We start from the raw sequence: 22,013 nt of genomic DNA, 5'->3' as shown, positions 1-22,013 counted from the left end.
GCCCGAAATCCGGGCGGCCAACGCCACATAGGTCTCGAAATCCAGCCCCGCGATGACACCGTCGGCGAAGATGCCGGCGGCCCGAGAGAGCGCGGCCTCCCGCCGGGCAACGGGCAGCGGTGCGGCCCTGCGCTGCGCGCCCAGCGTCCGCGAAACGTACAGCGGCGGAACCAGGCTCAGCTCCGCGACCGCGGCACCGGCGGTGGTGGTGACCAACTCGCGTTTGCGGGTCCGGTAGTCGCCATCCGCACCGAGGGCGTCGAGTGCCACCAAACCGGTTGCCGCACAGCCACTGTCACCGGCCACGCTCAGTACACGCCCTCGATGACGGCCTCACCCTCGAAGGTGGACACCGGCCGCACCTCGCTGACCGAATCGCTGAGATCGCCCGCCGGTCCGGGCATCCTGATCGCCAGGTCGCGCTCCAGGTTGTTCGGTATGAACATGCCCTTGCTGATGTGGTGCATCACCACCTGACCCGGACGCCCGTGGGGCACCCGCTCCCCGGTGTCGGGATCGACCACCCAGAACACCACATACGGGGTGCGCGGATCGAAGACGAAGCAGTCGTTGTCGCCGGTCCGGGTGACCGCCTGCGACAGCACCATGGTGCTGCCGAACGCCATGGCGATGGTCGTCGCGGGAAAGATGTCGCGCAGCAGGTCGAGGGTGTCGGCGTCCACGTGCGACCCGCTGAGCAGCAGGTAGCGGATCTTGTCGTTGACCAGGTCGACCACCCGATCGTTGCGGGCGATCGCCTCCAGCAGCGGCGGGGTGGTGTGCAGGTTGGCCACGGACTGTGTCTGCAACACGAAGACCGCCTGCTCGACAACGTGGTCGACGTAGGCCGCCACCTCAGTTGCCGCCCCGCGCGCGGCGAGCTTTTTCACCCAGCGGGGATCGATATCGATTGCGTGGACGACGGAGCCGAGCCGCTGCGACACCAGCCGGGAGAAGTAGCCGACGCCGTGCGGACCGCTCGGCATCACACACAGAAAGCCGTGGCCCCGCCGGAAGCCGCCCGCGGCGAAGTCCTCGGTTTGCCATTCGACTACCTGTGCGACCCAATCCGGCAGCTGCACAGTGCGTTTCGGGACGCCGGTGGTGCCCCCTGATTCGAAGACCAGGGGCACCGGTGGCCGGGGCCCGTAACCGCGCGGAATGAGGTCTTCCACTGGGACACTGCGTAATTCGTTGACCAGGTTGGGGAACAGTTGTAGGTCGGCGAAGGTGTTGACGTCGGTCAGCGGGTTGAAGTTCAACGTGCGGGCGGCCCGCAGCCAGAAAGGTGAACCGGTGCCCTCGCCGAAGTGCCAGGCCATCGCCGCCCGCAGGTAGGCCTCGGCGTCTGCCACGGGTGCCGCCCGCGGGACGTCCAACAACGAGAAATCGACTGCGGCCATGCCCTCGATACTCTCGCATCAGGACCGTGCCGCCAAGGACGACGGGCGCCCGCGGCCGCGGCCGTATCGTCTTATCCGCTTATTTCACAAGGATTTTCATCTGCGTGCACGCGGTGTTCAGCGGAACCGCCCCGCCTAGCCGCCGAACATGGCGGTAATCGTCTCGTTGAAGCGGGGATAGATGTCGTCGTACGTGCCGTCGCGCTCGGCGAACCGGAACATCTTGGCGCGCTCCACCACGATCTCCTTGGCCTGCGGCTGCGTCTGCAACAGGGTGATGGTCTCGGTGATGTAGTCCTCCAGCGGCATCGCCCGAGGATCGAATCCCCGCTCGCCCTGCAGCGCGGTCTGCACGTGCGGCGGGATGACCTCGATCACCTGCACCGAAGTGCCGCGCAACTGGAAGCGCAGCGATTCGGTGTAGGAGTGCAGCGCCGCCTTGGAGGCGCAGTAGCTCGGGGTGAGCGCGCTGGGCATGAAGGCCAGGCCGGAAGTGACGTTGAGAATGGTGGCGTGCGGCTTGCGCAGCAGCGCGGGCAGCAGGGCCGAGGTCAGCCGGAGGGGGCCCAGCAGGTTGATGGCCACCGACTGCTCGGCCAGGCCGACGTTGCCGGTGGTGAGGTCCTCGACCCGTTGAATGCCGGCATTGTTGACCAGCACGTTGAGGTCCGGATAGTGGTCGGTCAGCTGGGTGGCGAACCGGCGGATATCGGCGGCGTCCCCCTGATCGAGCGACAGCGTCTGGATGCCCGGGTTGGCCTCGGCGACGGCTCGCAACCGGTCGCTGCGGCGGGCGGCGATGATCACCTGGTTGCCCAACCGGTGGAAGGATTCGGCCAGACCTCGGCCGATTCCGCTGCCACCGCCGGTGACCAGAACGGTATTGCCCGTCATCTGCATCGCGGTTCTCCTTCGGGTCGCCCTTGCCAACGGCTCGATCGACCGGCCCACTGAGCCGACGTAGCGGAATGCCCCAATGCGCAGCCGGCTAACCACCTTGCCTCATCCGCAGGGGCGGTGTCACCGATATCGCCGCGACGATGCCGCGCCACCAGACCGGGTTACGCGGCCGGGCGGTTGTGCAGCCGGCGCGGGTCGACGCCCGCGCGGTCCCACGCGTCGGCCGCCCAGCTCGTGTAGAGCACCCGGACGGGAAGTCGGTTCAACAGCGGGTTGAGCGCGCGGATGGCCGCGGCGACGCGCTGAAAGCGCTTCTCCTTCTTGGCATCCCACCGCAGTTGGCACACCTCGCGCATCTGCGGCGGAAGCGTTCCGACCACGACCAGCCGGGTGTAGGCATTCAGCGGAGCCGAGAGGGCTTTCCACACCGGCTTGGGGATCCGGCGCGGGCCCGGGATGCCCTTGCGGATGTAACCGGTCCCGTACAGCACCGTCTTGTGGGGGACGAACCGGTCGAGCATCTCGTCCCAGTAGGCCAGGAAGTCGTCGTAGGTCTGCGGTTGGCCACGGTCGCTGACGCCATAGAGGCTGTACCAGAGTTTGCCCTCGTTGAAGATCTGTTCCTTCTCGGCGTGGCTCAGCCTCCGAATGAACATGTCGGTGTTGTAGATGATCTGGTCGACGAAGCTGGCGTGCGCCCAGTAGAACAGCTCAGGATTCAGCGCGTGATAGCGCGAGCCGTCGCTGACCGTGCCCTTGATCGTCTTGTGAAAGTCCCGCACCTTGCGGCCCCACTCGTGCGGTTCGTCGGAGTAGACGGTGTTCATCAGGGGCGGGGCGGTCCGCTTGGCCCGGCCGAGCGTGTCGCTGAAGATGACGGAGTGGTCCAGCACGCCCTGGGCGAGCTGCTCGATGCAATTCTCCACGCCGGCGGTGCGCTGGAACCCGAACAGCTGGGTGCGGACGTCGCCGTAGAACTTCCAGATCAATGAGTCCGGCCCCAACCGCGGGGCGGCGTCGGCGATCTCGTCGTCGACGGGCATCGGCATCGCCTCGCGGACGCCCGTATCGAAACGCGCCCCCGCACTTGCCGCGGCCAGTTCGTCGTTTTGGGCGGTCATGCCCACCTCCTCGCCGTACCCGCGCCGCGCGACGGCAACCGGGGTGTGAATCAGTGACACAAAGACGTATCTTTGTTTCAAAACGCCTCGTACACTAGCAAGCGCGCGTCGCCGTCGCACATCCCAGGCAGGTCTTGGCGCCGGAAAAGTCGGCCGTGAACCATGCCGAGGAGTTGATACGATGCCGCCAATCATGCAGTCCGATCCGGGCTTTGCCACCGCCGAGGCGCTCACCGATCTCGACCGCACCATCTTGGACACCGCGCGCAGCGTGTTCGAGACCTACGGCGTGCGTCGGGCCAATATCGACGATGTCGCCGCCCGCGCCGGGGTCAGCCGCAGCACCATCTACCGTCGCTTCCCGACGAAGGAGAACCTGTTCGCCCACGTGGTGCGGCGCGAAGCCGGCCGGTTCTTCAGCACGCTGGACCAGGCCACCACCGGCTGTGACCCGCAACAGGCGGTCGTCGAGGCCTTCGCGCTCGGGGTACGCCTGGTACAGGACTCCGCGCTGTACTCGCGGATCGCCGAGAGCGAACCCGAACTGTTCGGCATGTTCTCCCGGTCGCAGGCCTTTCCGATTCGCCAGTTCGCCGACGGGATCGCCCACACCCTGCGGCGTTGCGGCGCCGAGCTGGCCGAGGCCGACCTGGACAACATCGCCGACATCCTGCTTCGCGTCGCCTTGGGCATCATCGTCTTCCCCACCGACCGGCTCGACACGTCGGATCCGGCGGCGGTTCGCGACTACGCCGCGCGCTATCTGGTGCCGATCATCGGCGGCGAGCGGTCCCGGTAATGGGCCTCGAATTGTCGGCGGCCTGAACTAGCCTTGAACCGTGGCTGGGAGTTCTGCGGCGCCGCGGACTCGGTACGCCAGTTGCGGCGAGATCGACATCGCCTATCAGGTCTTCGGCGATGGCCCGATGGACCTGCTCATGCTGCCGGGCCCGCTGATCCCGATCGACTGCGTCGACCTCGAGCCCTCGATGTACCGCTTTCATCGCCGGCTCGCGTCGTTCTGCCGGGTGATCCGCTTCGATCAGCGCGGCATCGGCCTGTCCTCCCGGGTTCCCTCGCTGGACATGCTCGGTCCGGAGTCGTGGGCGCAGGATGCGCTCGCCGTGATGAATGCGGTCGGTTGCGAGAAAGCCACGATCTTCGCTCCGGGTTTCACCTCGCTGGCCGGTCTGGTTCTCGCGGCCGACCACTCCGATCGGGTGAACAGCCTCGTCATAGCCAACGGCGCGGCGCGCACGCTGCGGGGCCCGGACTACCCCATCGGCGCCGAACTCGACGCCGCCGAGCGATTCACGTCGGTTGGAATGGAGCCGGACGCCGTCGAGCAGGGCTTCGACATGCTCGGCATCATCGCCCCCAGCGTCGCGCACGACGACGCGTTCCGCTCGTGGTGGGACATGGCCGGCAACCGGGCCGCCTCACCCAGCATGGCCCGTGCGTTCATCAACAAGGTCCGGGAGGGCGATGTCCGCGACAGGCTGCCGCGCGTCGCCGTGCCGACGCTGATCGTCCACCGCGACAACCCCGCCTTTAGCCCCGTCGAGCATGCGCACTACCTCGCCGAGCGCATCGCCGGCTCGCGTCTCGTCGAACTGCCCGGACAGGATTCCCTTTACTGGGTCGGCGACACCGGCCCGATGCTGGACGAGATCGAAGAGTTCATCACCGGAGTCCGCGGCGGTTCCGACGCCGAGCGGCTGCTCACCACCATCATGTTCACCGACATCGTCGGCTCCACCGAGCGCGCCGCCGCTCTCGGCGACCACCGCTGGCGCGACCTGCTGGACAACCACGACAGGATCGTGCGCCACGAACTGCAGCGCTTCGGCGGTCGCGAAGTCAACACGGCCGGTGACGGATTCGTCGCCACGTTCACCAGCCCCAGCGCGGCGATCGCCTGCGCCGACGCCATCGTGGACGCCGTTCGTGTGCTGGGCATCGAGGTGCGGGTCGGCATTCACGCCGGCGAGGTCGAGGTGCGCGGCGCGGACGTCGCGGGCATGGCCGTCCACATCGGTGCGCGGGTGGCCGCGCTCGCGGCACCCAGCGAAGTGCTGGTGTCGTCCACGCTGCGCGACATCGTGGCCGGCTCGCGGCACCGGTTCGGCGACCGCGGCGAGACCGCGCTCAAGGGCGTGCCCGGGTACTGGCGGCTGTATGCCCTGGTCCGCGAGCACGCCGTCGTCCGGCGGTAACCGGCCCACAAATCGCGGCGGTCGAAGCGCCGGGGCCCCGGGCGTAGGCTGCGGACGGGGACTCACCGGAGCAGCATCCCGGCTTTGCGTTCGATTTCTGGCGTCCGGCTTGGTATTTGACCGAAGGAGTACGCATGACCGACGTGCACATCTCGCTGCCGCCCGCCCTGCGGCGTGCGCTGGACCTGCTCATCGATCCGCCGGCCGATCCCGACGTGAGCCGGGGCTATCTCGACCTGCTCAGCCCCGGCGCGGCCGCCGGCGGCGCCGTCGAACGGAACACCGGCCCCATCCAGGCGGCGTGGGCCTCACCGATCGGGTCGCTGCTCTACGACAACGCCCAAGCGCTTTCTCGGCGCTGGATCAGCGCATGGCAACTGCCGCTGCAATGGTTGGACGTCCCGCAGGGCGGTATCGCGCTGGACGTCGGATCGGGGCCGGGCAACGTCACCGCCTCGCTGGCCCGTGCCGCCGGTCCGCAGGGGCTGGCCCTCGGCGTCGACATCTCCGAGCCCATGCTGGCCCGCGCGGTCCGCAACGAGGCCGGGCCGCAGGTCGGCTTCCTCAAGGCCGACGCACAGCGACTTCCGTTGCGCGACAGCACCATTGACGTGGCGGTGTCGACCGCCGTGCTGCAGTTGGTTCCGAATCCGGCCGACGCGCTCGCCGAGATCGCGCGCGTGCTGCGCCCCGGTGGCAGGCTGGCCGTCATGGTGCCCACCGCCGGGCGCCTGGCCCGGTATTGGCGGATGCTGCCCAACGTCGGGGCGCACGCGTTCGACGACGACGAGATCGGGGATGCGTTGGAGAACAACGGCTTTGCCAGTGTGCGGGTGAAGACCCTCGGGACGTTCCAGTGGGTGCGCGCCAAGTTGGGCTGACGCGCCGAGAGTTTTCGATGGCGGCGCGCGGACCTAGTCCGGCGACTGGGCCAGCACGGCGAGTCGGTCCATGGATTCGCGCAACATCTCCGCCGTCGTCGCGCGGGCGCGCTCGAGGCGGGTCGCGTCGGTCAGCGCCGTCCAGTCGTAGGTGTGCGTCACCGTGGTGAGTTCGGCATTGACCGGGCTCAGCTCCCAGCGCCACAGGTGCCCCGGTGGCTGCTTGCCGGGTTCTGCTGGGCGCCAAGCTATTACACTGCCCTCGACGAACTCGGTGACGTGGTTTTCGCGCACCGCGCCGTTGGTCAGCCTCGTCTTGAACACGTCACCCACTCGATGCACACGACCGGAGGCAGACGACGCCAGATTGCCGTTGCCGTCCCAGCTCGGCTGGCGGGACGGATCGGCGATCAGTTCGAAAATGCGCGCCGCATTGGCCGACATCACGCGGGTGGCGCTCACGATGCGTTCGGTATCGGACATATCGCTATCCAAACACGTGCGGCCGGTCGGCGCGCCGGTGACCTTGGGCCGCGGCGTTTGGGGACCTCTGGCCGTCGCCGAATGCGACGGCCGGATGCGACGGTAAGCGGTGCCGGGACAACCCGGCGGTCTGTCCGAAGTGCAGAGAGCCCAGTTTTTGGGCTCCGAACGAAGCGGAGCCACCGCGAGGGCCCGCTTGCCCGACCGTCACACCACGGGAATCTGCCTTCGGACAGACCTTCGTGCCCGCAGTTCACCCCATCCGGGGCAGCGCCTCGACGGGTCCGGACAGTGCCGATTTGACGTAGCGGGTGTCGTCGTCGGCCAGCACCTCCGCGTCGTCGCGCTCGATGCCGTCGACGATCGCCCGGGCCACCTGGCGCGGGTCGTTCTTGCGTGCTTCGAAGCCGGCGGCCATCTCGGTGTCGGTGAAGCTGAGGTGCGCGGCGACGACCAGGGTGCCCTGCTTCTCGAGTTCGATGCGCAGCGAGTTCGTCGTCGACCACAGTGCGGCCTTGGAGTCGCCGTACCCGCCGGAGCCGGGCATCCAGGACAGGATCGAGGCGATGTCGACCAGCGCACCGCCGCCGTTGCCGGCCAGGATCGGGGCGAACGCCTTGGCCACCCGCAGCGCGCCGAAGTAGTTCGTCTCGAAGACCGCTCGCACCTCGTCGATGTCGCTGTCGAGCAGCGTCCTGGCGCCGAGGACTCCGGCGTTGTTGATGACGATGTCGGCGTCAGCCGCGCTCGCGGCCAGCGCGGCAACCGAATCCGGCTTGGTGACGTCCAATTCGACGCTGACCACCCGGGGGTCCTGGCTGGGCTGCGGCACCCGGGCCGTGGCGTAGACCTTCGCCGCGCCCCGGTCCAGTAACTCGGCCACGATGGCCTTGCCCAACCCGCGCTGCCCGCCGGTGACCACTACCGTCGACCCCTTGACGTTGACCATGATCCTGCTCCTTTGACTTAGGCAAAAACACTTTGATTGTGTCAAGCTAATTGCTCGGTACGACATAGTCAAGTATTCTTTGCTTATGTCTTCTCCGTGGGTTGCGTCACAGCGATACGGTTGCGCGGGCGCTCCCGGCGGCCTGGGCCTGGTCCAGGACTTCCTCAACACGCGGGCCGTCGACGGCTACGGGCCGGACCTGCTGGCCGACCCGCACCTCGCCGCCGACTGGGCAACGGCCGCCGTGCGAGCGTGGTCGTCCGCGCGCGGCGTGCACCTGTCGCCACCCGAGATGGGTGAAGCAGACCTGGCCAAACTTCGCGCGCTGCGGGCCACCATCGAGCAACTCGTCGCCGGCGAACAACCGCGATCTCCTGGCGCCGACGGTGTCGCCGCGTCTTTCGCGATGTCCGATGCCGGTGAGGTGCGCCTGGATCCCCATGGCGGCGGTTGGCGTTGGCTGGCATCGGCGCTGTGGGGCGAGATCCTGCTGAGCCAGCAAGCCGGCACCTGGCGGCGGATCAAGCGCTGCCACAACCACCGGTGCGGCTCGACGTTCTACGACCGCTCGAAAAACAACAGCGGGGTCTGGCATGACGTCAAGACGTGCGGCAACGCTGTCAATCTGCGGGCCTCCCGGGCGCGCCGGCGCGAACGCGAACGCGCGCTGCAATCAGGCGTTGCGCCAGAGCAGTCGGTAGCGGTAGTAAACGCCGCGCCGGATGCGGGCTCCGGGTAGCGCATCGGTGACTGCCCGCCGGATCTCGCCGAGGCCCTCGTCGGGGTCGGCGACGGCGACGCCGATGTCTCGGGTTTCCCGGTGCAGCAATGAGCCGACGCGCGCCACCGGCGTGCTGAGACCGGCCCACAGCCAGTCGGCAACGCTCTTGTTGGCGGACAGTCCCACCACCGCCAATTGCCCAGCGGGCCGCAGCATTTGACGCGCCTTCTGCAAGGTGTCGCCCAGCGGCAGGTGATGCAGGCTGGCGACGAACGTGATCAGGTCGAAGGAAGCCTCGCCCGGCTCGAACTCTTCGAAACGCCGCAGTTGCGCCGAGGCGTTCGCGATCGGCTGCAATCGCTGCGCGGCGCGCCTCACCGATGTCGGATCCGCATCGATCCCGACGACGCTGCGCGACACCGCGGCTAATCGCTGAGCCAGCAGCCCGTCGCCGCATCCGACGTCCAAAACGTCGCCGCGCTGCCGCGAGGCGATGCCAACCAGCCACGGGTGATAGGCGCTGTTGTGGTTCCAGTAATCCTGGTGCTTCGCGTAGTCATCCACTGTCGACCCAGTCTGCCTGACCGGGCCGTCAACAGCGTTCGACGCCCCGGGACATCAACCGTGGGCCCACGGCGGCTGGCCGTCGGGTGGTTTTGAGCATGGCCTGCCAGGCGCCGGAGGCGCGTTTCAGGGGCGCGACCACGTCGAAAGTCGCGGGAGCCTGGCTGACCCAGGCTGGAAGTGTGGCCACCGTCTGTTCCTTTGTTCTTTCGGCCTGTGCGCCGTCTCATTCAATTGCACCGCAGCCGTTTTACGGGGGCGCCGCGCCGCGGTAAACGCCACGAAAAGCCGTTCTGTGGTCTACGGCACACGCGGGGCGCGAGGAAAGACACGCAACAGTTCCCCTAATGAAAACCCTTGAACCGGCGCAAATACCCGAGCAATCGGTGCGCCGGCACAGCCTTGGGCCAGTCGTCGGGGCGGAAATACGCGTCGGTACCGCCGTCCACGAATACTACACTGCCGCACAGGAAATCGGCTGCATCGGACAGCATGAAGCACATCCACTCGGCCATGTGCCCTGCGTCACCGAAGCCGCCCACCGGCACCGGAAACGACCGGACGGCCTTGGCCTGCCTCGGATCCGAGAGTTGTTCCTGCAGAAGAGGTGTCATGATCGCGCCCGGCGACAGGCCATTCAGCCGCACGCCCGACCCGGCCCACTCCGGTGAGGTCGCGTGTCGCCGCACCCAGCGGCTGACCGCGATCTTCGAGGCGCCATACATCATGGTCGGCGCCGCTGGGCCCAGTAGCCGCACCGCCCGCCACGCCTTATCGGCATCATGTGCCAGCAACGCTTTGACGGCCCGACGCGGCACCGCGGGCATCGTCGTCGCCGAATTGCTGGCCACCACAACAACCTTCGCGCGGTCGGTGGCGGCCAGCGCCGCACGCCAGGCGACGAGTAGGTCGACCACCCCGAAGTAATTGACCGCAGCGATCTGGCGGACGCGATCCCGGCCGCGGCCCGGACCCAACCCGGCCGCCAGCACGGCGCCGTCCAGCCTGTTGCCCGAGGACGCCAGGACGCATTCGGCGGCCGCCGTGCGCCCGTCGGGCGTCGACAGGTCGGCCACGACATCGGCATCCTTGATGTCGACGCCGATGACGGTGTGCCCGTTGTCTCGAAGGCGCTGCGCCGTCTCGCGGCCCATCCCGGAAGCCGACCCGGTTATCGCGTAGGTCCCCATTGACTCCTCCGTTCCCAGCGCAGTATGCCCGGTGACCCGGGCACACCGGCGGGCCACGGCCCACCCAGCGGACGCACTGTTAAGTTGCCAGGATGCATGACCCCACGCCCTGCATCGATTTCAGCCAGCTCGAGTCGGTTTACGCGCCGCTGGCCGAATCGGTCCGCCGACTCCTCGACATCAGCATCCGCACCGAAGCCGGGCCCGCGGCGGTGGCGGCTGCCATCGCCAGGATCGACAGTGCGACAGACGAATTGAGCGATGCGCTGCTACCCGGGCCGTTTGGTGTGCACCGAACCCCCGACGGCCAGACCATCGCATGGGGCAACGCCGTGGTGGGTCTGCGAAACCCGGTGGCCCCACCGCTGGTCATCCATCACGATCCCGACGGACTGGTGTGGTCGGAATTCGTGCTCGGCGCCGCCTACGAAGGCCCACCGGGTACCGTGCACGGCGGCGTCTGCGCCCTGGTGCTCGACCACGTGCTCGGGGCGACGGCCCACCAGCCCAACAGGCCCGCCTACACCGGCACGCTGACCCTGCGCTATCGCCGGCCCACCGCGCTGGGCAGGCCACTGCGCGCGGAGGCTCGCGTCGATCGCGTCGACGGGGTCAAGATTTTCGCCGTCGGCCAGCTGGCCGACGATCAGGGCGTCACCGTCGAGGCCGAGGGCGTTTTCATCCACCCCAAGCAGCCACCGGCGTAACCGTCGGGCCTCGCTCAGGTTCCGGCCGCGGCCCGTTCGACGTCGAGCAGCTGCTCCCCGCGTCGTTCCTCGTCGTATGCCTTCCGCCCGCCGCGCAACCCGAACAGCCGCTTCGAGATCAGTAGGTAGATCACCGCGGCGACATTGATGGTGAAGGTCACCAGCCGGGTCATGGTGATGCCCTTGGCCAGGTCGTGGATCTCGAGGGGCAAGAACACCGAGGTGGCTATCACCGCGAAGTATTCGCCCCAGCGTTTCAGCAGCCACAGGCCCACCCCTTCGACGACCTCGAGCAGCGCATAACCGGCCAGCATCAGGGTCAGCAGCGCCAGGGTGGACGGCTTGGCCGCCAGCGCCTTTTCCAGTTCGTGCACGATGGTCATCTGGTCGACCTTGAAGCCGGCGGTGCGAAAGATGGGCAGGTCGCGATCGAGGGTGGCCTGGATGGCACCGCGCGCTCCGCGGAACTTCCACACCGCGTAGGCCGCCAGCGCGATCACCACCGCCCGCAGCAGGCGTTCGACCGCCAGGATGCGGATGATGATGGCCTGTCGTAAAGCCTTGCCGCGCATGATCATCGGTGCGTCTTCGGCGCGACCGTGCCCGTGTGGCTCGCCGACGGTGAATTCGCCGCACCGCAGGCAGCGCCACACCTCACCCAGCCCGGTACTGCCGCTCAGCCGGTCGGCGAGGGACTTCTCGTCGGGCGCGTAGGTGACGTGACCGGCAACCGCGCAGGTGACCAGCTCCCAGCGGTTGCGGCCGTGTTCTTTACCCATGGCCGGATCATTCATGGCGCGCGGTCGGCCACGCAAGGGGGCGCGCGCACCGCATGTCAGGAGGGTGTCAGAAACGCGGCCTACTGCGCGCGCGCCGCGGCGTGGGAGGCACCGACCCCAGCAACCCGGTGAGTTCGGTGACCTCGAGATCGTCGAGCCGGGCCACCGCCGCGACGATCTCGTCGCGCAGCGGCTCGTCGCAGAACGGTTCGGCGAGCCAGCCGAACTTGTCCACCACGCGGTCCCAGGACATTGGACGGGTGGGCGATCCCTCGTAATCCGACTGCTCGCGGCTGAATTGGCGACCGTCGTGCGTGATCACGTGTACCCGCGCCGCCGTGCGTTGCGGATAGTCCGCGGTCAGGTCGGCCGCCGGAACGACCTGCACCCTGGACAACAGGTCGGTGACGTCGCTTCGCGAAACGCGGTTGTTCTCAAGCTGTTCGGGGCCGACGCCGCCGTCGAGCAGGGCGACCGCGGTCAGGTATTTGAGGTTGTAATCGGCCTGCTCCTTGGTGGTCGGGTGGTCCTTGTCGCCGTAGGCTCCTCCGCCGGCGAAGTCGTAGGCGCCCTGAAAGACCTCGAGGACCACCCGCGCGACATCCGCGCCGCGCAGACCGTGCTCACTGCGCACGGCGAGAATCGCGTCGATGACGACCTGGCCGTGGATGAGCGAGCAGTATTGCTTCAGGTAGGTCTGCCCCACACAGCTGAGACTCCGGTCGGCGGTGTGCAGATCGATTGGCTGATCGAAGAGTTGCACCAACCCGTGTGGGCCCTCGAAGAGCGACTTGGGTCCGGTGATGCCACGCGCGGCCAGCATCGTCGTGTACACGGCGCGCATCCCGGTGATGGCCGGCGAGATGCCCTTCCAATTCGAAACCGGCTCGGAGTGCACCGTCGCCAGTGACACGTTGTCGGCCGCCGCGGCGGCGATGGCGTTGGCGGTCTGCTCGGCGCTCAGCCCCAACAGCTTCGCGCTACCCGCCGCGACCGACATCGCCAGCTGCAGCGCGTGGTTGAGTCCGCGGGCCATCACGGGAACCTGTGCGCTGAAACGGCATTGGATCTCGTATGCGACCGCCAGCGCGAGCAGGAAGTCGGCTCCGCCGGCGCCGGTGTGCTCGGCCACGGCCAGCAGTGCACCGACATTATCGGCGGGATGGCAGAGCCCACCCACCGTGAGATAGGTGTCGAGCAGATCGGGGTAGCGCACCAGCACCGCGTTGAAGAACGCGGCCTGGTCCACCGAGGCGCGTCCGCCGCCGACCAGGGTGGCCGTGGGGGCGCCACCGAACTGGGCGGCGTGGTCGCGGATCGTGGGGATCAGCTCGCCGTCCAGGGCACCGACGGCGCACGCGATGCTGTCGAGCAGGTTGCGTTTCATCAGCGCCCGCGGCCGCCCGGTCAGGTCCCCCGGCCGGGCACCGACGACGAAATCCGCCAGCTCGTCCACAACGTAGTTATGTGCCACCACTTTTCGCCCCTTCGCTCTACACCCTTAAGTGAAGCCCCGCGCCGAGGCGGCGTCCACGATCCATCTCTTATGAGTGGTTGACGAAAGTTCTCACCGCACGCCGGCGCCGGTTTCCAGGACGCCCCGGTGGGGATCGTCGGCCGGAGTCCACCACCGGCCGGTGGGCGGGGTCAGCCAGTCACGACCGCGCGCAGCCGCCAGCAGCGACGTCACGGCACCGCGCACACTGGGCCGGTCATCGTCCTGGCGATGCAGCAACGACCACGTCCACAGCGGTATCGGGTCGGCGACGGGGCGCCGGCTCAACCGGGGCGGGAGCGCCGCGGTGTGGCGCTTGGGTGACGCCAGCACGGCGCCCGCGATCTTGCGGACGTGCGCGTAGAACGCGTCGCCGGTGATGCCGCCGTCGTTGATTCCTACGACGCGTGCGCCGGTGTCGGCGGCGAAGGCTTCGGCGAACCGATTCCACGATGACCATGCCGACACGTCGTCGTCGACGAGGACGCTGACATGCTGTGCGCCAATCGGTTCCGATGAGGTGGTCCCTGGAACGACCGCGCTCAGCGGCTCGGCGCGAAGCAGGTGCGGAGTCAATGCCCGCTGCTTGGCCTGCGCGTCGGTGATCCAGGCCAACGCGATGTCGAGGGTGCCCTCGGCCACCCGGTCCGCCTGCACGTGTGACGGCAACACCCACTCGTCCAGCCGCAAGGCCACCGCGGACCCCACCAGGGCGTCGATGTCGTCGGGCAACCAGCTGACGTACCCGAGCCGCACCGGGGAGCTTTGCGCGGCGGTCCGCTGCAGCCGGTGCTTGGCGTCGTCGGCCAGCGCCAGAATCCTGCGCGCGTCCGGGAGAAACGTACGGCCGGCCTCGCTCAGCCGGACGCTGCGCCGGTCCCGCACCAACAAATCGGTGCCCACTTCGCGCTCCAACGCGATGATCTGCTGCGACAACGCCGGTCCCGAAATGTGCAGGCGCTGGGCGGCGCGACCGAAGTGCAATTCCTCTGCGACCGCGACGAAATAGCGCAGCTGCCGCAGTTCCATGTGTCGAGCTTAAGTCGCCCCACCTGCCCCTTCGATCGCGCCCGCCCGCGGTGGCGATCCGCTGAGCTCGGTCGTCTGGTCGGTCAGATGTTTCCCGATGTCCCGAATCTGTCGCGCGCTCAACGCGCACAGCGGGTGTACGGCCACCATGAGGGCGACGCGGCCCCGCTCGTCGAAGACCGGTGCGGCGATCGTCACCACGGGTTGCTTGCGGCGGCCCGGGTTGTCGTCGGAAAGAAACCCGATGGTGGTGAACTCGACCAGCAGCTGGTCCATGATGTGGCGCACCGGAGTCGGCATCTCGCTGCTGTCCAGGGTGCCGACCACCTGCACCGCCTGCGCGAGCGCCGGCGTCGTCCAGTCGACGTCGAAACCCCGTTCGCGAGTGTGCGCCAACACCTGTTGGAGGCGCTGGGTGCGGTCGGGATTGCCGCCCGCGCCACGCCGGATCCACGCGCGCTGCTCCTCCTCGGTGTCCCAGGCCGCCATCGCGACGCCGAACGGCGGCGCATAGGGAATCCGATCCCCCGGTATCCCCGACGGCTGAGTGGCGGGTTCGCCCTCAAAGGCGGTGACCACCAAGGAGTCACCGAACTTCTCGACCACCGAACAGGCGTAGCCGACCTCGCGGGAGAGTCGCAGCGCCGCGGACCGCGCCGCATGCGCGAGCGGCCGGGCCGTGTCCGTGCGCGCCGCCACCACGGCCAGCGCCGGGCCGAGGGCGAAGGTTTTCGTGATCGGGTCGCGACTGGCCCAACCGCGGTCGCACAACGTCTTCAGGATCGCGTGCGCGGTCGCCTGGGTGAGATCGAGTTCGCGGACCACGTCGGAGAAGCGCAGCCGCGCGCCCGCCGACCGCGCCAGCAGCTCGACGACATCGAGCACCCGGGCGGTCGGCGCTGACGTCGACCCGCGAATCGCTTGACTCCTTTGCGACGGCGTTCTTAAAGTTGTACGAACATTCGAGATTCTATATCGATTATTCGAGAAAGTTAACGCATTGCACGCTGTGGTGTTGCGCGACGGCCGGTTACAGGTCCGGGAGACACCGGATCCCGAGCCCGGACCGGGTGAGTTGCTCTTACGCACCTTGAGCACCGGCGTGGATGCCGTGGCCGACTTCATGGAGCAGGTGCACGCGCTGGCGGGGCATACGCTGCACCGCCTGACCAACCAGGCCATCACGCTGCACGGCGACACCGCCACCGCGCGCACCTATATCGACGGCCTGATCATGGCCGGCGACAACAGCTCTGGCGTCAACGCGATCGGTTTCTACGACGACGACATCGTGCGCACGCCGGCGGGATGGCGCATCGCCCGCCGTCGCTACACCCAGGTTCGCATCACCACGGTCGGGGGCGGCTAGATGACATTCGCGACGAAATACGGGCCGTGGGCGCTGGTGGCCGGCGCGTCCGACGGCGTGGGCGCGGCGTTCGCCGAAGGGCTCGCCGAGCGCGGTGTCAACGTGGTGCTGCTGGCCCGCCGGCAAGCCGTTCTCGACCGGGTCGCGGCCGAGATCGAAGCCAAGACATCGGCGCAAACCCGCACCGTCGCAATCGATCTGGCGCGGCCCGGGGCGGCGGCGGCGGTCGCGGTGGCAACCGCTGGCCTGGAGATCGGGATGCTCGTGTATTGCGCGGGCGCGGACCCGAATTTCCAGCCCTTCCTTGCCAATTCGATCGAAGCCGCCGAATCGATGGTGCAACGCAACTGCATGGTGCCCATGCAGCTGTGTCACCATTTCGCGCCCGCGATGGTGGCGCGAGGCAGCGGCGGCATCGTCATCTTCGGATCCGGTGCGGGGCTGGCCGGTGGACCCAACATGGTCGCCTACGGCGCCTCCAAGGCCTTCGACATGGTCTTCGCCGAGGCGCTGTGGGCCGAGCTGCACGACAAGGGCGTCGACGTCCTGGGCCTCATCCTGGGCAAGACCAACACCCCGGCCTTGCGCGCGCTCGAATACAGCCGCGGTCAGATCGGCTCCCCCGACGAGGTGCCCTCGGACGCGGCGGCCGTGTCCGACGTCATCGCCGAGGCGTTCGAGAACCTCGGCAACGGCCCGACCCTGATGGTGGGCGACACCATGCGTGCCGCCGCGCAGCTGCTCGCGTCGCTGAGCCGCAATCAGGCCGTCGAGCTCTTCGCGCAGGCGGCCGCCGCCGCCATGGGTCCGGACGCCCAATGAGCAGCTCGGCTGTTCGCTGCGCGGCGCGCCGGCGCACGCGAGGTTTGCCAAAGTTCGAAATCAGGGCAGCCTAACTTTTGCAGGCGCACTTCCCTGTACAGCAAATATAGGCTCGGGTGCGGCGCCACTTTCGTGGACCCACTGCGTTGCTGACCGCGCCCGCCGCGGGTACGTTGGGTAACCGGTTCACCACGGCCACCGCGTCGACGTAAGCCACCCGATCGCCAGTGCGAAGGATGACGATGCTCGCCACAGACAGGCCCGCCGCCACCGTCGCGCCGACGGCCAGCCGGCGGCGCCGCACCCTGACCCGTTCCGGACTGATCACCGGCGCGTTCGTCGCCCCGGCGGTGGTCGTCCGCGTGGCCGGCTTGCACACCGGCGCCGTGCTGGCCCTGCTGATCTTCGGAGCCGCGGTGGTGGCGGCCAGCTTCTTGCTGGCGTGGGCGGCCGAGGCGGCCCAGATCGACGTCTCCGGTGGGCTCGCGACGGCGCTGCTCGCCTTGATCGCGGTGCTGCCCGAATACGCCGTCGACCTCTACTACGCCTTCGTGTCCGGCCACAACACGGATTACACCCAGTACGCCGCGGCCAACATGACCGGGTCCAACAGATTGTTGATGGGTCTGGGTTGGCCGGTCGTGGTGCTGGTCAGCATCCTCGTCGCCCGCAAGTCCGGTTCGGACAAGCCCACCGGGTTGACGCTCGAGCCAGCAAACCGCGTCGAACTCGGCTTCCTGTTGATCGCCGGCGTGATCGCTTTCGTCATCCCGGCGAGCGGCCAGATCCATCTCGGGTTGGGGCTGGCGTTGCTGGCCTGGTTCGGGTTCTACCTGTACAAAATCAGCCACGGCAGCGTCGAAGAGCCCGATCTTATCGGCACCGCGGCCGCTCTGGGGGAGCTGCCCGACGGTCGTCGACGCGCCGCCGTGATCGGCCTCTTCCTGGTGTCCGGTGGGGTGATCCTGCTGTGCGCCAAGCCCTTTGCAGACAACCTTGTTGCCGCCGGCGCCGAACTCGGCATCAACCGCTTCCTGCTGGTGCAGTGGCTGGCGCCGCTGGCCTCCGAAGCGCCGGAATTCATCATCGCGATCATCTTCGCCACCCGCGGCAAGGGCACGGCGGCCATCGCCACGCTGATCTCCTCCAAGGTCAACCAGTGGACCCTGCTGATCGGGTCGTTGCCGATCGCCCATCTGCTGGGCGGCGGCGGGTTCTCCCTGCAACTCGACCCCCGCCAGGTGGAGGAGGTGCTGCTGACCGCCACCCAGACGATGATGGGCGTGGCGCTGATCCTCGCGCTGCGGTTCAACCGGGCCGCCGCGTGCACACTGCTCGGCCTGTTCGTCGTCCAGTTCCCGATCTTCTCGACGCAGGGGCGGCTACTGCTCTGCGGTGTCTACGCCGTGGTGGCTATCGCGGCGCTGATCATCAATCGCCGCCACGTGGCCGGCACGCTCACAGCGCCGTTCGTCGGCACGGCCATCCGGCACGGCGGTCACCCCCACCTCGAAGCCGACGGTTCCGTCCGCCCGCACTAGCCCCCGTCACCCACGAGCCACCCCGGTCCCGAGTTGGCGATCGCCCGGCATATACGGTCCGGGTATGAATCGAGTGTCGGTGATCACAGGCGGCGCGGGTGGCATGGGGCAGGCCACGGCGAAAGTCGTCGGCCGCGACCACACCCCGGTGCTGTGTGACATCAGGCAGGACCGGCTGGCGGCCGCGGCCGCGGCGCTGCAGGACATCGGGATCACCCCCACGGTGGTCAATTGCGATGTCACCGACCGGCAGGCGGTCGCAGATCTGCTCAAGACCGCCGGGGGTCTGGGTGCGGTGGTCTCCGTCATCCATACCGCAGGGGTGAGCCCCAGCATGGGTGCCGCCGACTACGTCATGCGAACCAACGCCGTCGGCACCGTCAACGTGAACGAGGAGTTCTTCTCGGTCGCCGACGAGGGCGCCGCGATCGTCAACGTGGCATCGATGGCGGCGCACGTGTTGCCCGCGGAAATCGTTCCGGCAGAACAGTTTCCGCGGGCGCTGGATGACCTGGACGCCTTCATGGCCGCCATGCTCGCGGCATGCGAGATCGCCCCCGAAGACGCGCGATCGGGTCTGGCATACGCCATCAGCAAGAGCTTCGTGAAGTGGTACAGCCAGGCGCAGGCGGAGCGCTTCAACGCCCGCGGACTGCGCATCGTCTCCGTGTCGCCGGGTTCGATCGACACCGAGATGGGCCGGCTCGAGGAGCAGGCCGGCGCCGGCGCGATGGTCGCCAACGCCGCGGTCCCGCGGTGGGGCAAGCCGGAGGAGATGGGCGAGCTCCTCGCCTTTTGCGCCAGCGACAAGGCCGGATACCTCACCGGCACCGACATCCTCAACGACGGCGGGGTCATCGCCTCGATGACCGAACGGGCCCGGGTGGCCGCCGGCGGCTAGACCAGGTAGTACAACTCAGTGTGCGGGGCGAGTTCGGGCGCGCTGGTGAAGGGCTCCTTGACCTTCAGTTCCGCCAACCTGTTGTGGGCGTAGCGCACCGCCTTGAGGGTGGCCGAGAATTCCTCGTCTTCTTCGGGGAAGACCTGCTCGGCCGGGAACCAGCTCTTGAACCCCACGTTGTTCAAGACGCCGAGCGTATCGTCGCGCACCCCGGCCAGTAGGACCGTGACGCCGCGCTCGGTCACCTCACGCAGGAAGTGCTCGATGCGCTCGATGCAGACCACGTCCGGGTGGCGCACCCGCTTGAGCCGCAGGACCACGAACGCGATGCCGCCGTCGGTGATTCGCTGATTGATCGCCGACAGGTAGCGGTCGAGTTCGGGTGCCGCTCCGAAGAACAACTCGCCTTCGAGGTCGTAGATGACGATCGAGGGATCCGGCGAGTCACCCGGAATGCGCTCGCGGACAACGCGTTCGGGCGTGACGACGAGTTCCTTGGACTTGAGCTTGGCCGCCCGCGGCACGAACAGCAGGATCGACAGGATCACCCCGAGCAGCACCGACTTGTCGAGGTCGACGGCGATACCGGTGAAGGCCGTGACGATCACCAGCCCGGCGTCATAGCGGGACGCCCTGAGCGTGTAGATCAGGCGCTTGAAATCGACCAGGCGGGCCGCAGTCACCAACAGCAGCCCGGCCAGCGCCGGCTGCGGAACGTAGCGCAGCAGCGGGGCGAACAGCAGCAGCGCCGCGGCAACCGTTGCGGCCGAGACGATTCCGGAGAATCTCGTCGCAGCGCCGGACTGGAAGTTGATCGCCGACCTCGACAATGAACCCGAACCGGGCAGGCTTTGGAAGAAGCCGCCGGTCAGGTTGGCCAGGCCTTCGGCCATGATCTGGCGGTTGTAGTCGATCTTCTGTTGTGTCTGGTAGGCAATGGCTTTGGCGATCGACAGCGCCTCGATGATGCCGACGAAGGCGATGGCCAGCGCGCCGGTCGATAGATGCGGCAGCCACTCCGGGTGGACCTCGGGGACGTGCGGCCCGGGCAGGCTGCGCGGGATCTTGGCGGCCACCGACACCGCGGTGTGGCCGCCCGCGCCCGGCGTCGACCACTCGGCGAGGTAGGCGATGAGCGCGGTGATGACGAGCACCGCGAGCATGTCGACCTGCGGCAAACCGTAGCGTTGCACCAGCTTACGCAGGACGACGGCCAGCACCACCGCCGCCGCGCTCAAAGTCAGTGCGCGGTAATTGATGTGATCGCCGTGGGTGAGGGTGAGCCAGACGCGGCGCAAGACCTGCATGTGACCGTTGCCCTTGTCGCGCACTCCCAGCGCGTTGCCCAGCTGTCCGATGGCGAGCAGGAACGCCGCGGCCGCCATGAAGCCGATGATGACCGACTCGGAAATGTAGCGGGTGAGGTTGCCGAGCTTGAACAGGCTGATCACGATCTGAAACGCACCCACCAGCACGGCCAGCAGGAAAAGCGCCTCGAAGAGCTCCTTGGAGTTCTCGGAGTCGATGAAGGCCAGCGCCGTGAACACCAGCAGCGAGATGGCGCTCGTCGGCCCGTTGATCAGATGCGAGGACGACCCGAAGATCGAGGCGACGATGGTCACGACGATCGCCGAGTACACGCCGAATCTCGGGTCCACCCCGGCGATCAGGGCGTAGGCCATCGCCTGGGGAAACGATATGGCGGCGACGGTCAGCCCGGCGATCACATCATGCCGACCCTTCACCAGGTCGTAATTCACACGCACACCCACGATGTCGACGTCTTTCGCTAAGCACCCGACGCCGCGGCGGGCGCCGAGATCGTGTCCAGGATTCCGTTGGTGCCGAAGAACTGTTCCCGCGCGTCGCTCCAGTCCTTGGCGATGGCGCTGATCGGGAACAGGGTCAGCGGGCGCAGCCGGTCGGCATGCTTGGCCAGGATCGCCGGCTTGAAGGGCCGGTACCCGTATTGCGCCACCAGTTCCTGAGCCGCGTCGGTGAACAGGTAGTCGAGGTACGCCTTCGCGTGGGCCGCCGTCGCGGGATCGGTCACGTTCGCGTCGACCCAGGCCACCGCGGGCTGAGCGAGGATGCTGACCGGCGGGTAGACGAGCTCGAGCTCGTCCTTGTTCGCCGCGACCTCGCGCAGCGCCTCGTTCTCCCACGTCAGCTGGACATCGCCGATCTTGGCCAGCGCGAAGCTGTCTCCGGCGCTGCGGGCACCGGCATCGGAAACGGCAACGTGTTGCAGTAGCGACTTCACGTACGCGGTCGCCTGCGCAGGGCTGCCACCGCGGGTGGTGACCGCACCCCAGGCCGCCAACACGCTCAGTTGACCGTTGCCGGACGTCCGCGGATTCGGGGACACCACGGCCACATCGGGATCGATCAGGTCGGGCCAGTCGTGGATCCCCTTGGGATTGCCCTTGCGGACGACGAAGACGATGGTCGACGTGTAGGGCACCGAGGCGTTCGGTAGCCGCTGTTGCCAGTTGCCGGCGATCAGGCCCCGCTTGCTGAGCGTGTCGATGTCGCTGATCAACGCCAGGGACACCACGCTGGCTCTTTGACTGCCATCAAGCACGCTGCGAAGCTGACGCCCCGAGCCGCCGTGAGACTCCTTTATGCTCAGCGTTGTTCCGTTGTGCGCGTGGTAGTCCGCGACGAACCGTTTGTCCAGCGCCGCATACAATTCGCGCGTCGGGTCGTAGGACACGTTGAAGATCTCGTTCGAACCACCCGCCGGAAGGTTCTTCAGCACGATCGCGGTCGTGGCGACGACGATCGCGAGAACCCCCAGGAGGCTCAGCCAGGGAAGCCGCAGCGGCCGGCGGGCCGTATCGGGTGGCAGCAGTTTCACCACGTCAACCACACCTTCCACCACCGACCATGATGATGTGCCAAACAGCCGCGTGTGGCACCGAACTTTTTTAAGAATGTTA

At 67.8% G+C, this 22,013-nt stretch carries 23 protein-coding genes and 1 pseudogene; 9 read left to right on the top strand and 15 right to left on the bottom strand.

The window, feature by feature from the left end:
* From DQP58_RS05510 to DQP58_RS05495, 4 genes and pseudogenes are all read right to left on the bottom strand, one after another.
* Nucleotides 1-306: pseudogene (locus DQP58_RS05510) on the bottom strand (aldehyde dehydrogenase); the annotation flags it as partial.
* A gap of 2 nt (nucleotides 307-308) precedes the next feature.
* The gene (locus tag DQP58_RS05505; RefSeq protein WP_112707472.1) at nucleotides 309-1,403 is read right to left on the bottom strand and encodes an AMP-binding protein; all 1,095 of its coding nucleotides are present in this window, start codon (nucleotides 1,401-1,403) and stop codon (nucleotides 309-311) included.
* Between the two features lie 135 nt (nucleotides 1,404-1,538).
* Nucleotides 1,539-2,303: an SDR family oxidoreductase gene (locus DQP58_RS05500; RefSeq protein WP_112707471.1), complete on the bottom strand. Its 765-nt coding sequence runs from the start codon at nucleotides 2,301-2,303 to the stop codon at nucleotides 1,539-1,541.
* Between the two features lie 161 nt (nucleotides 2,304-2,464).
* Nucleotides 2,465-3,424, bottom strand: coding sequence for an oxygenase MpaB family protein (locus tag DQP58_RS05495; RefSeq protein ID WP_112707488.1), 960 nt, complete (start codon nucleotides 3,422-3,424; stop codon nucleotides 2,465-2,467).
* Nucleotides 3,425-3,617: 193 nt separating this feature from the next.
* Here DQP58_RS05495 and DQP58_RS05490 point away from each other — a divergent pair, with 193 nt between their 5' ends.
* The 3 genes from DQP58_RS05490 to DQP58_RS05480 all read left to right on the top strand — a co-directional run bounded on the left by DQP58_RS05490 (nucleotide 3,618) and on the right by DQP58_RS05480 (nucleotide 6,521).
* The gene (locus DQP58_RS05490; RefSeq protein WP_112707487.1) at nucleotides 3,618-4,223 is read left to right on the top strand and encodes a TetR/AcrR family transcriptional regulator; all 606 of its coding nucleotides are present in this window, start codon (nucleotides 3,618-3,620) and stop codon (nucleotides 4,221-4,223) included.
* Nucleotides 4,224-4,263: 40 nt separating this feature from the next.
* The gene (locus DQP58_RS05485; RefSeq protein ID WP_112707470.1) at nucleotides 4,264-5,640 is read left to right on the top strand and encodes an adenylate/guanylate cyclase domain-containing protein; all 1,377 of its coding nucleotides are present in this window, start codon (nucleotides 4,264-4,266) and stop codon (nucleotides 5,638-5,640) included.
* A 134-nt stretch (nucleotides 5,641-5,774) separates the two neighbouring features.
* On the top strand, nucleotides 5,775-6,521 hold the full coding sequence (locus DQP58_RS05480; protein WP_112707469.1) for a methyltransferase domain-containing protein: 747 nt from the start codon (nucleotides 5,775-5,777) through the stop codon (nucleotides 6,519-6,521).
* A gap of 33 nt (nucleotides 6,522-6,554) precedes the next feature.
* Here DQP58_RS05480 and DQP58_RS05475 read toward each other — a convergent pair whose 3' ends face one another.
* Both DQP58_RS05475 and DQP58_RS05470 read right to left on the bottom strand, forming a co-directional pair.
* Nucleotides 6,555-7,004, bottom strand: a complete 450-nt coding sequence (locus DQP58_RS05475) for an SRPBCC family protein (protein WP_112707468.1) — start codon at nucleotides 7,002-7,004, stop codon at nucleotides 6,555-6,557.
* Nucleotides 7,005-7,257: 253 nt separating this feature from the next.
* Nucleotides 7,258-7,953, bottom strand: coding sequence for an SDR family oxidoreductase (locus DQP58_RS05470; protein WP_112707467.1), 696 nt, complete (start codon nucleotides 7,951-7,953; stop codon nucleotides 7,258-7,260).
* Nucleotides 7,954-8,101: 148 nt separating this feature from the next.
* Between DQP58_RS05470 and DQP58_RS05465 the strand changes: the two genes are divergently transcribed.
* Entirely contained in the window at nucleotides 8,102-8,692 is a 591-nt protein-coding gene (locus DQP58_RS05465) for a CGNR zinc finger domain-containing protein (RefSeq protein ID WP_112707486.1), read from the top strand.
* Here DQP58_RS05465 and DQP58_RS05460 read toward each other — a convergent pair.
* The 3 genes from DQP58_RS05460 to DQP58_RS05455 form a co-directional block, all read right to left on the bottom strand.
* On the bottom strand, nucleotides 8,627-9,238 hold the full coding sequence (locus DQP58_RS05460; RefSeq protein WP_112707466.1) for a class I SAM-dependent methyltransferase: 612 nt from the start codon (nucleotides 9,236-9,238) through the stop codon (nucleotides 8,627-8,629). The two genes, DQP58_RS05465 and DQP58_RS05460, sit on opposite strands and share 66 nt — an antisense overlap.
* Before the next feature lie 28 nt (nucleotides 9,239-9,266).
* Nucleotides 9,267-9,428 carry a hypothetical protein gene (locus tag DQP58_RS26735; RefSeq protein WP_165827801.1) on the bottom strand — a complete coding sequence of 54 codons (162 nt, stop codon included), beginning with the start codon at nucleotides 9,426-9,428 and terminating at the stop codon, nucleotides 9,267-9,269.
* 154 nt (nucleotides 9,429-9,582) lie between these two features.
* Entirely contained in the window at nucleotides 9,583-10,428 is an 846-nt protein-coding gene (locus tag DQP58_RS05455) for an SDR family oxidoreductase (protein ID WP_112707465.1), read from the bottom strand.
* Between the two features lie 92 nt (nucleotides 10,429-10,520).
* On the opposite strand from DQP58_RS05455, the gene DQP58_RS05450 reads away from it, so the two are divergent.
* Entirely contained in the window at nucleotides 10,521-11,135 is a 615-nt protein-coding gene (locus DQP58_RS05450) for a PaaI family thioesterase (RefSeq protein WP_112707464.1), read from the top strand.
* A 14-nt stretch (nucleotides 11,136-11,149) separates the two neighbouring features.
* Here DQP58_RS05450 and DQP58_RS05445 read toward each other — a convergent pair whose 3' ends face one another.
* The 4 genes from DQP58_RS05445 to DQP58_RS05430 form a co-directional block, all read right to left on the bottom strand.
* Nucleotides 11,150-11,914: a DUF2127 domain-containing protein gene (locus tag DQP58_RS05445; protein WP_112707485.1), complete on the bottom strand. Its 765-nt coding sequence runs from the start codon at nucleotides 11,912-11,914 to the stop codon at nucleotides 11,150-11,152.
* Nucleotides 11,915-11,981: 67 nt separating this feature from the next.
* Entirely contained in the window at nucleotides 11,982-13,370 is a 1,389-nt protein-coding gene (locus DQP58_RS05440; RefSeq protein WP_112707463.1) for an MmgE/PrpD family protein, read from the bottom strand.
* A gap of 111 nt (nucleotides 13,371-13,481) precedes the next feature.
* Entirely contained in the window at nucleotides 13,482-14,438 is a 957-nt protein-coding gene (locus DQP58_RS05435) for a LysR family transcriptional regulator (RefSeq protein WP_112707462.1), read from the bottom strand.
* Nucleotides 14,439-14,447: 9 nt separating this feature from the next.
* Nucleotides 14,448-15,323, bottom strand: a complete 876-nt coding sequence (locus DQP58_RS05430; protein ID WP_112707461.1) for an IclR family transcriptional regulator — start codon at nucleotides 15,321-15,323, stop codon at nucleotides 14,448-14,450.
* A 115-nt stretch (nucleotides 15,324-15,438) separates the two neighbouring features.
* Between DQP58_RS05430 and DQP58_RS05425 the strand changes: the two genes are divergently transcribed.
* The 4 genes from DQP58_RS05425 (at nucleotide 15,439) to DQP58_RS05410 (ending at nucleotide 19,071) form a co-directional block, all read left to right on the top strand.
* The gene (locus DQP58_RS05425) at nucleotides 15,439-15,807 is read left to right on the top strand and encodes a nuclear transport factor 2 family protein (RefSeq protein WP_240629572.1); all 369 of its coding nucleotides are present in this window, start codon (nucleotides 15,439-15,441) and stop codon (nucleotides 15,805-15,807) included.
* The gene (locus DQP58_RS05420) at nucleotides 15,808-16,629 is read left to right on the top strand and encodes an SDR family NAD(P)-dependent oxidoreductase (protein ID WP_112707459.1); all 822 of its coding nucleotides are present in this window, start codon (nucleotides 15,808-15,810) and stop codon (nucleotides 16,627-16,629) included.
* A 236-nt stretch (nucleotides 16,630-16,865) separates the two neighbouring features.
* A complete protein-coding gene (locus DQP58_RS05415; protein WP_112707458.1) occupies nucleotides 16,866-18,170 on the top strand; it encodes a sodium/calcium exchanger protein in 1,305 nt (434 codons plus the stop codon).
* 64 nt (nucleotides 18,171-18,234) lie between these two features.
* Nucleotides 18,235-19,071 (top strand): SDR family oxidoreductase, encoded by an 837-nt coding sequence (locus tag DQP58_RS05410; RefSeq protein WP_112707457.1) that lies wholly within the window; start codon nucleotides 18,235-18,237, stop codon nucleotides 19,069-19,071.
* On the opposite strand, the gene DQP58_RS05405 is transcribed toward DQP58_RS05410, so the two are convergent.
* Entirely contained in the window at nucleotides 19,068-20,837 is a 1,770-nt protein-coding gene (locus tag DQP58_RS05405) for a SulP family inorganic anion transporter (RefSeq protein WP_240629575.1), read from the bottom strand. The two genes, DQP58_RS05410 and DQP58_RS05405, sit on opposite strands and share 4 nt — an antisense overlap.
* A gap of 23 nt (nucleotides 20,838-20,860) precedes the next feature.
* Nucleotides 20,861-21,934, bottom strand: a complete 1,074-nt coding sequence (locus DQP58_RS05400) for a sulfate ABC transporter substrate-binding protein (protein ID WP_112707484.1) — start codon at nucleotides 21,932-21,934, stop codon at nucleotides 20,861-20,863.
* Nucleotides 21,935-22,013 lie beyond the last annotated feature (79 nt).

It is taken from the genome of Mycobacterium colombiense, from assembly GCF_003284975.1.
In the GTDB taxonomy this organism is placed as follows: domain Bacteria; phylum Actinomycetota; class Actinomycetes; order Mycobacteriales; family Mycobacteriaceae; genus Mycobacterium; species Mycobacterium europaeum_A.
The sequence above is the reverse complement of the archived record's forward strand: the minus strand, read 5'-3'. Positions and strand labels throughout refer to the sequence as shown.

Coding starts and splice junctions, on each gene's coding strand:
- DQP58_RS05505 (WP_112707472.1), bottom strand. CDS start 1,403: ATGGCCGCAGTCGATTTCTCGTTGTTGGACGTCCCGCGGGCGGCACCC.
- DQP58_RS05500 (WP_112707471.1), bottom strand. CDS start 2,303: ATGCAGATGACGGGCAATACCGTTCTGGTCACCGGCGGTGGCAGCGGA.
- DQP58_RS05495 (WP_112707488.1), bottom strand. CDS start 3,424: ATGACCGCCCAAAACGACGAACTGGCCGCGGCAAGTGCGGGGGCGCGT.
- DQP58_RS05490 (WP_112707487.1), top strand. CDS start 3,618: ATGCAGTCCGATCCGGGCTTTGCCACCGCCGAGGCGCTCACCGATCTC.
- DQP58_RS05480 (WP_112707469.1), top strand. CDS start 5,775: ATGACCGACGTGCACATCTCGCTGCCGCCCGCCCTGCGGCGTGCGCTG.
- DQP58_RS05475 (WP_112707468.1), bottom strand. CDS start 7,004: ATGTCCGATACCGAACGCATCGTGAGCGCCACCCGCGTGATGTCGGCC.
- DQP58_RS05470 (WP_112707467.1), bottom strand. CDS start 7,953: ATGGTCAACGTCAAGGGGTCGACGGTAGTGGTCACCGGCGGGCAGCGC.
- DQP58_RS05455 (WP_112707465.1), bottom strand. CDS start 10,428: ATGGGGACCTACGCGATAACCGGGTCGGCTTCCGGGATGGGCCGCGAG.
- DQP58_RS05450 (WP_112707464.1), top strand. CDS start 10,521: ATGCATGACCCCACGCCCTGCATCGATTTCAGCCAGCTCGAGTCGGTT.
- DQP58_RS05445 (WP_112707485.1), bottom strand. CDS start 11,914: ATGGGTAAAGAACACGGCCGCAACCGCTGGGAGCTGGTCACCTGCGCG.
- DQP58_RS05435 (WP_112707462.1), bottom strand. CDS start 14,438: ATGGAACTGCGGCAGCTGCGCTATTTCGTCGCGGTCGCAGAGGAATTG.
- DQP58_RS05420 (WP_112707459.1), top strand. CDS start 15,808: ATGACATTCGCGACGAAATACGGGCCGTGGGCGCTGGTGGCCGGCGCG.
- DQP58_RS05415 (WP_112707458.1), top strand. CDS start 16,866: ATGACGATGCTCGCCACAGACAGGCCCGCCGCCACCGTCGCGCCGACG.
- DQP58_RS05410 (WP_112707457.1), top strand. CDS start 18,235: ATGAATCGAGTGTCGGTGATCACAGGCGGCGCGGGTGGCATGGGGCAG.